Annotated in this window: 11 protein-coding genes; 5 read left to right on the top strand and 6 right to left on the bottom strand. The window is 58.2% G+C overall.

Translation table 11 applies throughout. From position 1 onward, the window contains the following. Positions 1 to 64: 64 nt before the first annotated feature. The 3 genes from K0B93_RS06395 to epmB all read right to left on the bottom strand — a co-directional run bounded on the left by K0B93_RS06395 (position 65) and on the right by epmB (position 5430). On the bottom strand, positions 65 to 2149 hold the full coding sequence (locus K0B93_RS06395; RefSeq protein ID WP_219866411.1) for an EAL domain-containing protein: 2085 nt from the start codon (positions 2147 to 2149) through the stop codon (positions 65 to 67). 190 nt (positions 2150 to 2339) lie between these two features. After that, entirely contained in the window at positions 2340 to 4166 is a 1827-nt protein-coding gene (locus K0B93_RS06390) for a GTPase (RefSeq protein ID WP_219866410.1), read from the bottom strand. A 226-nt stretch (positions 4167 to 4392) separates the two neighbouring features. Beyond that, positions 4393 to 5430, bottom strand: a complete 1038-nt coding sequence (gene epmB / locus K0B93_RS06385; RefSeq protein ID WP_219866409.1) for an EF-P beta-lysylation protein EpmB — start codon at positions 5428 to 5430, stop codon at positions 4393 to 4395. 45 nt (positions 5431 to 5475) lie between these two features. Between epmB and efp the strand changes: the two genes are divergently transcribed. Beyond that, a complete protein-coding gene (gene efp / locus K0B93_RS06380) occupies positions 5476 to 6051 on the top strand; it encodes an elongation factor P (RefSeq protein ID WP_219866408.1) in 576 nt (191 codons plus the stop codon). Between the two features lie 8 nt (positions 6052 to 6059). Then, positions 6060 to 7028 (top strand): EF-P lysine aminoacylase EpmA, encoded by a 969-nt coding sequence (gene epmA, locus K0B93_RS06375; protein WP_219866407.1) that lies wholly within the window; start codon positions 6060 to 6062, stop codon positions 7026 to 7028. A gap of 3 nt (positions 7029 to 7031) precedes the next feature. Here epmA and asd read toward each other — a convergent pair whose 3' ends face one another. After that, positions 7032 to 7886, bottom strand: coding sequence for an archaetidylserine decarboxylase (gene asd, locus K0B93_RS06370; RefSeq protein ID WP_219866406.1), 855 nt, complete (start codon positions 7884 to 7886; stop codon positions 7032 to 7034). Positions 7887 to 8061: 175 nt separating this feature from the next. On the opposite strand from asd, the gene motA reads away from it, so the two are divergent. Continuing rightward, positions 8062 to 8913: a flagellar motor stator protein MotA gene (gene motA, locus K0B93_RS06365; RefSeq protein ID WP_219866405.1), complete on the top strand. Its 852-nt coding sequence runs from the start codon at positions 8062 to 8064 to the stop codon at positions 8911 to 8913. Between the two features lie 31 nt (positions 8914 to 8944). After that, on the top strand, positions 8945 to 9904 hold the full coding sequence (gene motB, locus K0B93_RS06360) for a flagellar motor protein MotB (RefSeq protein ID WP_219866404.1): 960 nt from the start codon (positions 8945 to 8947) through the stop codon (positions 9902 to 9904). Between the two features lie 15 nt (positions 9905 to 9919). Here motB and rsgA read toward each other — a convergent pair whose 3' ends face one another. Further along, positions 9920 to 10975, bottom strand: coding sequence for a small ribosomal subunit biogenesis GTPase RsgA (gene rsgA / locus K0B93_RS06355; RefSeq protein ID WP_219866403.1), 1056 nt, complete (start codon positions 10973 to 10975; stop codon positions 9920 to 9922). Between the two features lie 117 nt (positions 10976 to 11092). Between rsgA and orn the strand changes: the two genes are divergently transcribed. Beyond that, positions 11093 to 11635: an oligoribonuclease gene (gene orn, locus K0B93_RS06350; protein WP_219866402.1), complete on the top strand. Its 543-nt coding sequence runs from the start codon at positions 11093 to 11095 to the stop codon at positions 11633 to 11635. Here the strand turns inward: orn and queG are convergent. Further along, a complete protein-coding gene (queG, locus tag K0B93_RS06345; protein ID WP_219866401.1) occupies positions 11630 to 12709 on the bottom strand; it encodes a tRNA epoxyqueuosine(34) reductase QueG in 1080 nt (359 codons plus the stop codon). The two genes, orn and queG, sit on opposite strands and share 6 nt — an antisense overlap. Between the last annotated feature and the right edge of the window lie 59 nt (positions 12710 to 12768).

Genomic DNA, 12768 nt, shown 5'->3' with positions numbered 1-12768 from the left:
CCCCAAAAAAAAGACCGGCGTCCGTGAGGCGCCGGTCTTTTTTTTGGGGCCTAATAGCCCGGAATCACTGATCGCCGAAGTCGTAGTTCATTTCCGGAACCGGTGCCTGCAGGTAGTAACCCTGGATATAGTTCACACCCGCCTGCCAGAGGGTGGCCAGAACACCGGCGTTTTCTACCAGTGGGATGATGGTCAGCTTTCCGCTGCTCTGCAGGGTCTTAACCATCTCCTTGACCTGTTCCTTGGCTTCGTCGTTTTTCTGGATCTCTTCCGTAAAGGATCCGTCAATCTTCACATAGTCCGGATCAATGTGTTTCAGGGTATTGAACGGGTTGAGCGCACACCCGAACTGGGAAATGGACAGTTTGCAGTGAAGTTCATGGATGGCCTTGGTGAATTCCTTGGCCTGCTTCAGGTAGTTGTTGGCATCACCTTCCCGGATCTGGAAGATCAGCGAGTCGCCGGGCAGGCGCGCGGCCTTAAGCGCAACACTGAGCCAGGGCGTAAAGGTCTTGTCCTGAAGGGTTTCTGCCGTCAGGTTTAGGAACAGGCGCGTATCGTGACCCTTCGAGCGGTGGCTGGCCAACTGCTTGATGGTTTGCAGAATCACCCAGCGGTCGATCTTGATGGCGGTGTCTGAGGGGCCCATCGGGGGCAGGAAGTCGTAGGGCGAAACTTCCTCATTGTCCTTGGCGATCATGCGGACGAACGCTTCGTAGTGCTCTTCACCTTCTCCGCGCAGGTTGATGATCGGCTGGAACAACAGTTTGAAGCGGTTGTCCTCCAGCGCTTTCAGAATGGCCTCGACCGAGTTGCTTTCATCCAGGGACTCGTAGTCCGCCGGGTTGTAGATCAGAACCCCGTTGCCCTGCTCATGACCGTCCTGTTTGCGAACGTCAGACGACGCTGTGTGCGCCCGTGCCATGAGTTCTTCGGCCTTGGGCGAGTTCTCGGTAATGGCCGCGACACCAATGCTGACGGAAAACTGGACAGTGCGGCCATTGATATCGAAAAGGTGATCTTCCACCGCCTTGCGAATGCGTTCACTGTGCTCGGCCATTTTCTTGTCATCGCAGGGCTGACTCATGAGGCAGAAAGCGTCATCGCTGAGGCGGGCCAGGATGATGTCCTCACCAACCTGTTCTTTCAGCAGGTTCGCAAGGTCTCCAAGCAACAGGTCTGCGCCGGCAATGCCAACCTGAGCTTTCAGGCTCATGAAGTTGTCGAGAGCGATGTAGGCGAGGGCGCCGGTTTCGTTGTTCTTGCCGGCCTTGGCGATGTTTTCTGCCAGGGCATCCATCAGGTGCTGGCGGTTGAACAAACCAGTCAGAAGGTCCTGGCTACTGATCCGGCGCAGCTTCTCTTCAAGTTCGGCGTCGCTATGTTCTGGCTGCATTACAATCTGTGTGCAGGCCTCGCCGTCGTAAGTGGCTGCGGATACCGACATGGTGACGTTCAATTCGTGGTCGTCACTGCGACGGGCCGTGCAGTTCAGGGTCATGCCGTCTTCGCCCTTTTCGACGAATGACTTCATGAACTCCTTGTACTTGTCCTGGCTGTCTGGGGTCAGGGTGTCCAGGACCGGGATGCAGATCAGCTCATCAATGTCATCGTAGCCCAGGAACTCCATGTAGGACTGGTTGGCATAGATGTGCATGCCATCGTTGATGTAGGCAATGGCGTCCTTGGAGCTTTCGAGCAGGAGCTGGCAGCGCTGCTCGGCTTCTCGGAGGTGGGATTCCAGGACCCGGCGGCGCCGGCGCTCATCGAGTGCTGACAGTTCGCGATTGACAGTCAGCACCAGCTGGTCGGTATGCGCGAAGGGGACGGTGTCCTGAGCACCTGCCTTCATCATCGCCACGGTGCGCTCGCGACTCGGTTCTTCGGTCAGCAGGATGAAGGGAACGTCCTTGTCCATCCGGCGGATCATGGCCAGGGCATCGTCAGCGCTGAATTCCTGCTCCAGATCCCGTGCCAGCAAAAGGTCCCAGTTACCGGCTTTCAGGGTTTCTTCCAGGTCTTCCTCGGATGTGATGCGGTGGGCCCGGGTGGCCTTGCCGGAGTTTCTCAGGAGGCTGACCAGGGATTCGGCATCGTTCTGGTCGGGATCAAGGATCAACAGGTGTACGGTCGCGTTCTTTTTCTGCATTCGTAAGGCGTCTCGTGAAACACGTTTGGCTGAGCCGGACCGGAAATTTTGCGTCAGTAAGCATTTACATTCTGCTTATGAGCGGCGGAGTGTCTGAGTCCGTGGGCCGGTCGGTCATTTATGCTGAATGATGCAGTGGATAGCGTCCAATAACAACCCTCAGGCCGCCAGGGTTTCGGCTGACTGCCCCTTACAGGGAGGGCCAGAGTGAGTCGAACTCATCTTCGCTGGCCCCGGCGGAGGTTGCCACGGTACTCGGCTGGAGCGCGGTGGCGTTCTGAAGTTTCAGTTCGAACTGGCTAATGCTGCCGGTCGATGACACTTTCTTCGACAGCTGTCCCTGGTCTTCACGGCCGTCATGCAGGAGCGAAATTCTGCTGCCGGACTGGAATGGAAGCCGGGGGGTGATCAGGGTTGCTGACTGGTTCACCACGCTGATCTCGGGCAGGAGCAGGCCCCGCAGGTACTCGCTGCTGTGCCCCATCTTCTGGATCAGTCGCACGCCGCAAGGTGCCGCGCTTGGGGCCAGCAGTTCAATCCCGACCTGGGTGCCCTGGTTCTTGATCTGGCGAATCCAGCGAACAATCGCCAGGCTCCAGGGATGGGAGCTTTGCTCGCGCACGCCGAGGATCTCGCCGGCCTGCAGGGACGCCGGCACGTTGCTTTCCCAGGCCACACAGTAGCCACCCGGACTGGTGTTGATAAGCAGGGCGTGGTGGGATCTTGGTCGATTCTTGTCGGCAAACTGTTTCGATGCGGTGCCGTGGTTGCCCCGGAAGTTGATGGGTGTATCCGACGAGAGAAATGCATCTTCACTGGGGCCCGCATCGTGGGCGCCGGCCCAGGCGTCCTGATTTCTGCGGGCATTGCGGACGAACAGGTTCTCTTCGTCCTGATGGCCAGTGTCGTTACCGTTGACGAATTCAGTAAAGGTCTTCTCTCCGGCAACAAAATAGTGCGCTGCGGTGAGGCCAACGCACACCTCCAGGGTTCCCTGGCTGGCAATGCGGTTGAAGTTGCGTTTGGCGAGAATGCCCAGCGCCTGGCTCAGGTGGGTCAGCAGGGTGTCACTGACCTTTGCCGGCACCTGCAGGTTGCTATCGCCTTTACCGAGGGCGCCGCCGCCCTTGCCTTGGTTGCGCCGGGCGTGCAGGGTGTCCAGAACCATGGCGGACAGGTCCCGGGTATCAAAATCAAAGCTGTCTTCTCCGGGTTGATGATCGAGCAAACTGCGGTAAATGGGAGGGTTGTCCCGCTCCATGTTGATTACGAAGAGGCTGTCCTGCCCGATATCGGGGCCGCAGCGGGTGTGGTCACTCCAGATTTCGCACAGCTCGTACACCTGCAGCAGCTCCGATTGGCGAAGCTGGTTGGGGCGGGCGCATCCCAGCAAGAGAATACGCTTGTAAGCATCAGCCACTGTGCTGGAGCGGCGATGCAGGAGTGTGTCATCGTCAATCTCAATCGATGCCAGCTTGTTACGGTAGCCAAAACGGAACAGCCGGTGGCACTCCAGCCAGCTCTGGGCAGGGCTGGGGCAATACAGCTGATGGGAGCGAACAATGGTTGCTGCCAGCTCGGATATCGCCCGGTGTACCGCCATCGCAACCTGTTTACGGTTGCGGTCTATGCTGCCGCTATCGAGGAATTCCAGCACGCAGAGTTTGTAGCCGGAGGCCAGGTGCAGCTGTAGCGCCTGGGACAGGTTGGCGATCTTGCGTTGCTTCTCCGGCAGGGCCACGGCCATGCCCAGATAGTGACGTGACAGCTCGTTGCAGACAAAGTGGATTTTTTCGCGGATCAGTTCCAGAAACTGGATGCGTTGCTGCGGTGCGATAAACAGATGGTTGAGCTCAATGACTGCATGATAGAGCTGGCGGGATACCTCGCCGATGTTGGCCATGGGCAACTGACTTATCCACCCCCGAAACGCTTTGGGCGTGGTATCGCAGAACGACAGGCTGGCTGTCTTCTGTTCAGGGACTCGAAGATCTGGTTTCAGGATCATGCCTTCCATGAGTTCACGCCACTTTTCAGGGTCACGGTTGGTATCCCGGGTTAGCCCAGTACAGCAAGGCAGGTGGTTCTTGGTACTGCCGGCTTGTTAAGGAAAACACCGCAAATACGTATAATTGTTTGAACATTACCGGACTCTAAAATAGCAAGCCAGTTACAAAAAGCGAACAAATCACGAGTTCACAATCTTTGACATGTGAAGTTAGGCCAAAAATTTGAGAAGCGCGTCACGGGAACAGGTTAATAGGGGACTTGCCCTCCCGGCCGGGCACCTCCCGCACCAGTTTCGGCACCAGGAATCCTGGCAGCCGGGCCAGCAGCACCTGAACGAGGTTCCGCGCCTCTTCGTCGGCGACATCGTAATGATGCGCGCCCTCAACCGGGTCAAAGGCGTGGAGGTAGTAAGGCAGCACGCCAGCGTCAAACAGGGTTTCGCTGAGCGCTTCCAGCACATCGGGGTCATTGTTTACGCCCCGCAGGATTACACTCTGGTTTAAAAGGGTAACCCCCGCCGCCCGCAACTTGCCCAAGGCCCTTCGGGTTGCGTCGTCAATTTCCGCAGGATGGTTGATATGCAGAACCATGATGACCTGGACCGGGGTCGCAGCCAGCCAGTTCAGCAGTGCGTCGCACACACGCTGAGGGATCACTACCGGCAACCGGGTGTGCAGGCGCAGGCGGCGGATGTGGGGAATGGCGCTGAGGTCAGACGCCCACTGAGCCAGCAGGCGGTCGTTGACAGCGAGCGGGTCGCCGCCGCTGAGAATGACTTCATTGATTTCCGGACTTGCCGACAGGGTGTCGATCACGTGTTGCCGGTCTTCCGGACTCAGGCGCTGGTCCTCATAAGGAAAGTGACGACGGAAACAGTAGCGGCAGTTGATCGCGCATTGCCCGGTAACCATCAACAGGGCGCGACTTCGGTACTTGCGGATCAGGCCCGTAGTCTGGATGGCTCCGCCCTCTTCCAGCGGATCGCGCATGAATCCTGGAACGGTCAGGCTTTCCTGATCCAGCGGAAGTACCTGTTTCAGCAGGGGGTCTTCCGGATCGGATTTGTTGATGCGGTTCAGGAAGGGCTCGGGAACCCGCACGGGGAAAAGCTCGTGCCCGGCCCGAGCGCCCGCCAGCCAGCGCTCGGGTGCCAACTCCAGTCTTTCCAGCAACACCTCCGGTGAGGTAATCGACTCCGAGAGCAATTGCTGCCAGCTTCTGTCGTCATCGGCAAGGTGGGCTTCTATACGGGTGGGGGTTCGCTGTATCATAGCGACCTTTGATTTTTAAACTGCATTTTGTCAGGTGAACATTTCATGGCTTCATATTCTACCAACGAATTCCGCAGCGGTCTTAAGGTTTTGCTGGATGGCGACCCCTGTATCATGCTCGATAACGAGTTCGTCAAACCGGGGAAGGGGCAGGCGTTTAACCGTGTAAAACTGCGGAATCTCATGACGAATCGGGTTTGGGAGCGCACCTTCAAGTCCGGCGAGAGCCTCGAAGCCGCTGACGTCATCGATCAGGACATGGAGTACCTGTACACCGATGGCGAATTCTGGCATTTCATGCTCACTGACGGCTCTTTCGAACAGTATCCGGCCGATGCCAAGGCCGTCGGCGATACCGTCAAGTGGCTCAAGGAGCAGGATGTCTACACGGTCACCCTCTACAATGGCGCGCCATTGATCGTGACTCCGCCCAACTTCGTTGAGCTGGAAGTGGTGGATACCGATCCCGGCATGAAGGGCGATACTGCCCAGGGCGGTTCCAAACCAGCGACGCTCTCCACGGGTGCCGTGGTCAACGTCCCGCTGTTCATCACGATCGGTGAAGTGCTTAAGGTCGACACCCGCTCGGGCGAGTATGTCAGCCGCGTAAAAAGCAGCTGACCCCGGGTATGACCGAGAATCCTGTCTGGCAGCCATCTGCCTCCCAGGCAGTCCTGAAAAGCCGTGCACAACAGTTAGCGTTTGTGCGCGGCTTTTTTGCTGAGCGGCGGGTCCTGGAGGTTGAGACGCCGGTATTGGCCCAGCATGGCGTGACTGACGTTAACCTGGACGGTGTGTTTGCCGACGTTTCGGCCATGGGACGTCGCGGCGGCTGGCTGCAGACTTCTCCCGAATACCATATGAAACGACTCCTGGCGGCGGGGTCGGGGTCGATCTATCAGATATCAAAAGTTTTCCGGAACGGGGAGTGTGGGCGTCGCCACAATCCGGAGTTTTCGCTGCTCGAATGGTATCGGGTCGGATTCGATGATAACGCGCTGATGGCCGAGGTATCGGATCTGGTCTGTGGCTGGCTCGGTTGCCCGCCTCCCCGCCTGCGGTCCTATCGTGAGGCCATGAAGGTTTGGGCCCAACTTGACCCGTTCGAGATCACCGATCGCGACCTGGCGCGTCGATGCGAACAATGGCTGGCTCCCGGGCAGATTGCGGGCCTCGGCCGCGATGGCTGCCTGGATCTGGTGATGAGTTTTGCCGTGGAGCCCCATCTGGGCCAGGACGTTCCGGAATTCATTACCGGTTATCCCGCGTCCCAGGCTGCGCTGGCCCGGGTGTCGGAGGTGGACGGGCATGACATGGCCCACCGCTTCGAGCTCTATATCAACGGTCTGGAATTGTGTAATGGTTACTGGGAGCTGGCTGATGCTGGCGAACAGCGCCAACGGTTCGAGGCGGATAACCAGCTTCGCAGGCGGGCGGGCAAGCCTGAGATGCCCGTGGACGACGCGTTCCTGGCGGCGATGGCCGCAGGCCTGCCGGATTGCGCCGGCGTTGCGCTTGGGCTTGACCGGCTATTGATGCTCAAGGTGGGGACGAAGGATATTTCTGACGTCCTCGCCTTTCCCTTCGCGCGGGCGTAGATCTCAGGCCAGTGTGCCGAAGGCCTCGCCCATTCGCACAGTCTTTCCCGCGTCGAGCTCGTCGTTCCAGGTCACGGCACCTTTCGGCATAACCATGACCACCGTTGAGCCCAGCCGGAATCGACCCATTTCCTCGCCTTTGGCAAACGACCGGGCCTGCTCTCCTTCATAGCCTGTACTGGTGATCAGGCCACTCCCGGGCGCGACAACACCAGACCAGACGGTTTCGACACTGCCGACAATCATCGCGCCCACGAGCACCATCGCCATAGGCCCTGCGTCGGTGTCAAAGATGCAGGCAACCCGTTCGTTGCGGGCAAACAGGTTCGGGACATTTTCAGCGGTCACCGGATTCACCGAGAACAGCTTGCCCGGAATGTAAACCATCTCCCGAAGGGTGCCGGCCACAGGCATATGAATGCGGTGATAGTCCTTCGGAGACAGGTAAATCGTGGAGAATTCGCCCTCTTCGAACGGCTCTGCCCGCTGCTGATCCCCGCCGAGCAGTTCGGTCAGACTGAAAGACTGTCCCTTGGCCTGGAACACCCGATCACCACTGACCTGACCGAGTTGGCTGATGGCGCCATCAACCGGGCTCACCAGGGTTTTCTCGCCTTCGGCCAGGGGGCGAAGTCCGGGTTTCAGGGCACGGGTAAAAAATGCATTGAAGCTGGAATACGCTGTGGGGTCTGGCTCCGCGGCTTCGCTCATGTTTACGCCGTAGCGGCCGATAAACCATTTGATCACGCGATTCTTGAGTGCCGGTGTGCGGTCATTGTCCGCCAGCCGGCCGGCAAGGCGCGAAACGGCCAGTTGTGGCGTAACGTACTGGCTCAGAACAAACAGCTTGTTAAACATTGAAAAAGGACCCTTAGCGCTCAAAGGCGCGAAGTTTAGCAAAGACTGGTCCTTGTATAGAAATTGTTTCACGGCTTAGCGGTCGTTGCAGAGCCTTGCTATGATCGGGGCTCATAATAATGCGGGCGCTCGTGGCGTTCGCTGATAACCAAAAACCAAGGCGTGCATTCTCCCCATGTTACTGATTATTGGAGCGGTGGTTGTAGTTGCGAGCGTGCTAGGCGGGTATACGCTGCACGGTGGCAACCTGTTGGTTCTCTGGCAGCCCACAGAGATCCTGATTATTTTCGGCGCCGCAATCGGCTCGTTCGTGATCGCCAACCCGTTGCACACGGTCAAGGAAGTGTTCCGAGGTATGCTGCGCCAGCTGACCGGATCACCGTTCAATAAATCCTTTTACATGGATCTTCTCAGCCTGCTGTACGAGGTTTTCGACAAGTCCCGCAAGCAGGGTGTGATGGCCATTGAAGAGGACATCGACAATCCCGAGTCCAGCCAGATCTTCAGTCGGTACCCTGCGATCATGAAATCAAAGGAGCTGCTCGCATTTATTACCGATTACCTGCGCATCATCAGCTCCGGCAACATGGCGACCCATGAGCTTGAAGGCATGATGGAGAACGAGATTGACAGTCGCCAGCACGAGCTGGAGGAACCCTCGCACGCGGTCAACAAGGTTGCCGACGCGCTGCCGGGCCTGGGCATTGTCGCTGCGGTGCTCGGGATCGTGATTACCATGAACTTCCTGTCCGAGGGGCCGGAGCGGATCGGTCTCAGTGTCGCCGCAGCACTGGTCGGTACCTTTCTGGGTATTTTCATGGGCTATGGTTTTGTCGGCCCGATGTCCGTTGCCATGGAACATTCTGCGAAATACGAATTGAAAGCTTACGAGTGCACCAAGTCGGCCATTGTCGCCACTGTGTCCGGTCAGGCGCCACAGATGGCTATCGAATTTGGTCGCAAGGCGTTGCCCACCGACAAGCGCCCCGGCTTCCAGGAACTGAACGATCACGTTCGCTCCAAGTAATATCCGTCCAACACTGATCCGGAGCTGATGCGTGGAAGAACAACCGATCATCATCAAACGCAAGAAGGTGGTTGCTGGCGGTCACCACGGTGGCTCGTGGAAAGTGGCCTTCGCCGATTTTGCGACCGCCATGATGGCGTTTTTCCTGGTGCTCTGGTTAACGGCGACGGCCACGCCCGAGCAGAAGCGAGCAGTGGAAGGCTATTTCCGCGACCCCGTCGGTTTTACCGAGGGAGGCTCGCCCAATCCCGTAGACCTCGAGGGCAGCGCGTCGGTGGTCACCGAAGCGAGTCCCGATATTGAATCCAGCCAGATCCAGATAGAAGACGAAGTGGTGGACGAACTCTCCGAAACCCTTGAGCAACGCCGTATGGAAGAGTTGTTTCAGGAACTCAAGGAGCGGATTGAGCAGAATGAAACGCTGCAGGAGTTCAAGGACCAACTGCTGATCGACATCACGGACGAGGGCTTGCGCATCCAGATCGTCGACCGCTCGGGACGCCCGATGTTCGACAGTGGTCGCGCAGAGCTCAAGTACTACTCCCAGGACATCCTGTTCGAGCTGGCCAAAACCCTCGGCTCGGTGGATAACAAGCTCAGCCTGACGGGCCATACCGATGCGACCCCCTTCAGCGGGCGGCCGGGCTACACCAACTGGGAATTGTCCGCCGACCGTGCCAATACCGCCCGAAGGGCATTGGTGGCTGGCGGTGTCCGGCAGGGACAGATTGCCCGGGTTGTCGGACTCAGTGACTCGGTGCTGTTCGATAAGGAAGATCCGCAAGCCCCGATCAACCGGCGAATTTCCATCATCGTGCTGAACAAAAAGACGGTTAAGGGGATTCAGGACAGTGCCGGCCACAATGATGAGCCGCTTATTGATCTGACCCAGCCTTCGGAAGCTGAGAAGCAGAAGGCGATGGAGAAGCTGAAGAGCGGTGATTGGGAGGAAGACAAACCCGACCCGGCTCCCGGCGAGCTGACCTGGTAACCCCGAGAGTGTCGGTCAGTCCAGTTTGAGGCCGCGTGCCTGCTGCTCGCTCATGTCCTGAAGAATACGGTGGAAGCTTTTCAGGCGTTCGGGGCTGATCCGGCCTTCTGCAGCGGCAGCATCAATGGCGCATCCAGGGTCGCCCATGTGCCGGCAGTTGCGGAACTTGCAGTGGCCGATCTCATCCCGTATTTCCCGAAACCCGTATTCGATCTCCTGGGGCGTCATGTGCCAGAGGCCGAATTCCCGAATGCCTGGTGAATCGATCAGATCGCCGCCGATGGGCAGGTGGAAGAGTTTGGCGGTGGTTGTGGTGTGCACGCCTTTGCCCGTGCTTTCCGAAACGGCGCCGACCCGAATGGCCTCATCCGGAATCAGCGTCTGGATGATCGATGATTTGCCGACGCCCGACTGACCGACAAAAACGCTGGTCTGGTCTTTCACCAGTGCTTCAACCTCGGGCGAGGGCCGGTTGCCGGATTCGGTCGCGGAGGTGCGGACAACCTCGTAGCCCAGCGATTCGTAGCGACCCAGTAGGGCATCGATCTGATCCCGGTTCCGGTCAGTAATCAGGTCGGTTTTGTTCAGCAGGATGACGGCAGGAATATCGGTGATTTCCGACGCCACCAGGTACCGGTCGATCAGGTTGTCGTGGGGTTCGGGCTCCGAGGCGATGACCAGAATGATGTGATCAATGTTGGCCGCCACCGGTTTGAGGGCGCCGAAATTATCCGGACGTTGCAGCAGGTTCTGGCGGTCACAGCGGGCGACGATGACGCCCGTCTCATTCTTGCCGGGCCGCCAGACCACCGTGTCCCCGGTTACCAGGCTGTCGATATTGGCACGGACAAAGCAGCGGACTACCTCGCCGGCCTTTTCCCCTTCAAGGGGTTCCACGTCCAGTTGCTGCCCGTAGTGAGCAATGATGAGCCCCTCCTGCTCGGGGCCCAATTCTCCGGCGTCGGCCTGTTCCTGAACGGCTTTTTCCTTCCGGGCTACGCGGGCTGCTCGCTCTTCCTGGATTTTTTTGATTCGGAATTGCTGCTGTTTGTTCAGTCGCCGTTTTGCCATTAAGGACCAGCTGCCAGTATTCGGTGGAGTGAGGTGTCACATCATACGTGAATCGGCCACAATACGCAGAGTATTACCCATTTCCACCATCAAGATACCCGAGGTTAGGAGCTGAGAATGGCAGAAGGTGATCGTTTAGTTTGGATAGACCTGGAGATGACCGGCCTCGACCCGGAGAAGGAACGGATTATTGAGATGGCCACCATCATCACCGATTCGGAGCTCAATGTCGTGGCTGAGGGGCCGGTCATTGCCGTGCATCAGCCTGATAGCCTGTTGGACTCGATGGATGAGTGGTGCACCAACACCCATGGTGCCAGTGGCCTGACCAAGCGCGTGAAAGAAAGCAGCATTGATGAAGCCGAGGCGGAAAAGCAGACTCTGGAATTTCTCCAGCAGTATCTGGAGTCGGGCAAGTCGCCGCTGTGTGGAAACAGCATTGGTCAGGACCGTCGATTCCTCGTCAAGTACATGCCGAAGCTGGAGAGTTTCTTTCATTACCGCAACCTGGACGTTTCCACCGTCAAGGAGCTGGCGCGGCGCTGGCGCCCGGACGTGCTGGCAGGCGTGAAGAAGCAGGGGAGTCATCTGGCACTCGATGATATCCGGGACTCCATCAACGAGCTGCGTCACTACCGCGATACCTTCTTCAAGCTATAGACCGTGCTGCCTCAGGGCCCATTGTACGTGCTCGCGGACCATACCGTTGGGGTGGTCCGCCCGCTGTTTCAGGGCTTCGATGACGGGGATGGTTGAGGGCGCATTGCCCAGGCCCACGGCCAGGTTTCGCAGCCATCCGTCATAACCCGTCCGGCGAATCGCCGACCCCTCTGTCCGTTTCAGGAACTGTTCTTCGGTCCAGAGAAACAGCTCCGCCAGGGAAGTGTTGTCCAGGCCGTGACGTGGCTGGAAGTCGTCTTCGCCGGTGGGTTTGCTGAATTTCTGCCAGGGGCAGACCAGTTGGCAGTCGTCGCAGCCAAACACCCGATTGCCCATGAGTGATCTCAGTTCCTCGGGAATACTGCCCTTGAGTTCAATGGTGAGGTAGCTGATGCAGCGTCGGGCGTCGAGTTCGTGCGCTCCGACGAATGCATCAGTCGGGCACAGGTCGAGGCAGGCAGAGCAGCTGCCGCAGTGGTCCGTTTCGAAGGGTTCATCCACCGGCAGCGGGGCACTGGTAAAAATCTCGCCCAGAAAGAAGAACGAGCCGGCCCTGGGATGGATCAGCATGTTGTTCTTGCCGATCCATCCCAGCCCCGCGCGCTGAGCGAGCGCACGCTCAAGCACCGGCGCGCTGTCCACAAACGCTCGATAGTCATAACCGCTGACAGCTTCGTCAATCCAGTTCGCCAGAGTGGCCAGCCGTTTGCGGATCAGCTTATGGTAGTCCCGTCCCAGCGCGTATCGGGTCACGTACGCGTTTTCCCGGTTAGTAAGCGCTTCTTTCGGGTTGTCCGGAGCAGGCAGGTAATCCATTCGCACGGAGATGACCCTGGCCGTGCCGGGCACCAGAGATGTGGGTGTGTAGCGCTTGTCGCCGTGATAGCCCATGTAATCCATTTCGCCCTGATAGCCTTTTTCCAGCCAGCGCTGCAGATGCCCGGCATGGGGGCCGGTTTCGGGGAGGGTTATGCCGAGATCTGCAAAGCCGAGTTCATAGGCTCGGTCGCGAATGCGATCAACCAGGTCTGCGAATTCCTTTTCGGTATTTGAGGGGTCAGGTGCTGCGCTCATGGGGCCTGCTGTTCTGAGGCAACTTATTGAAAATCAGTATGCCAAACTTTAATTTGATT

Source organism: Marinobacter sp. F4218 (genome assembly GCF_019443085.1).
Lineage (GTDB): Bacteria > Pseudomonadota > Gammaproteobacteria > Pseudomonadales > Oleiphilaceae > Marinobacter > Marinobacter albus.
The sequence above is the reverse complement of the archived record's forward strand: the minus strand, read 5'-3'. Positions and strand labels throughout refer to the sequence as shown.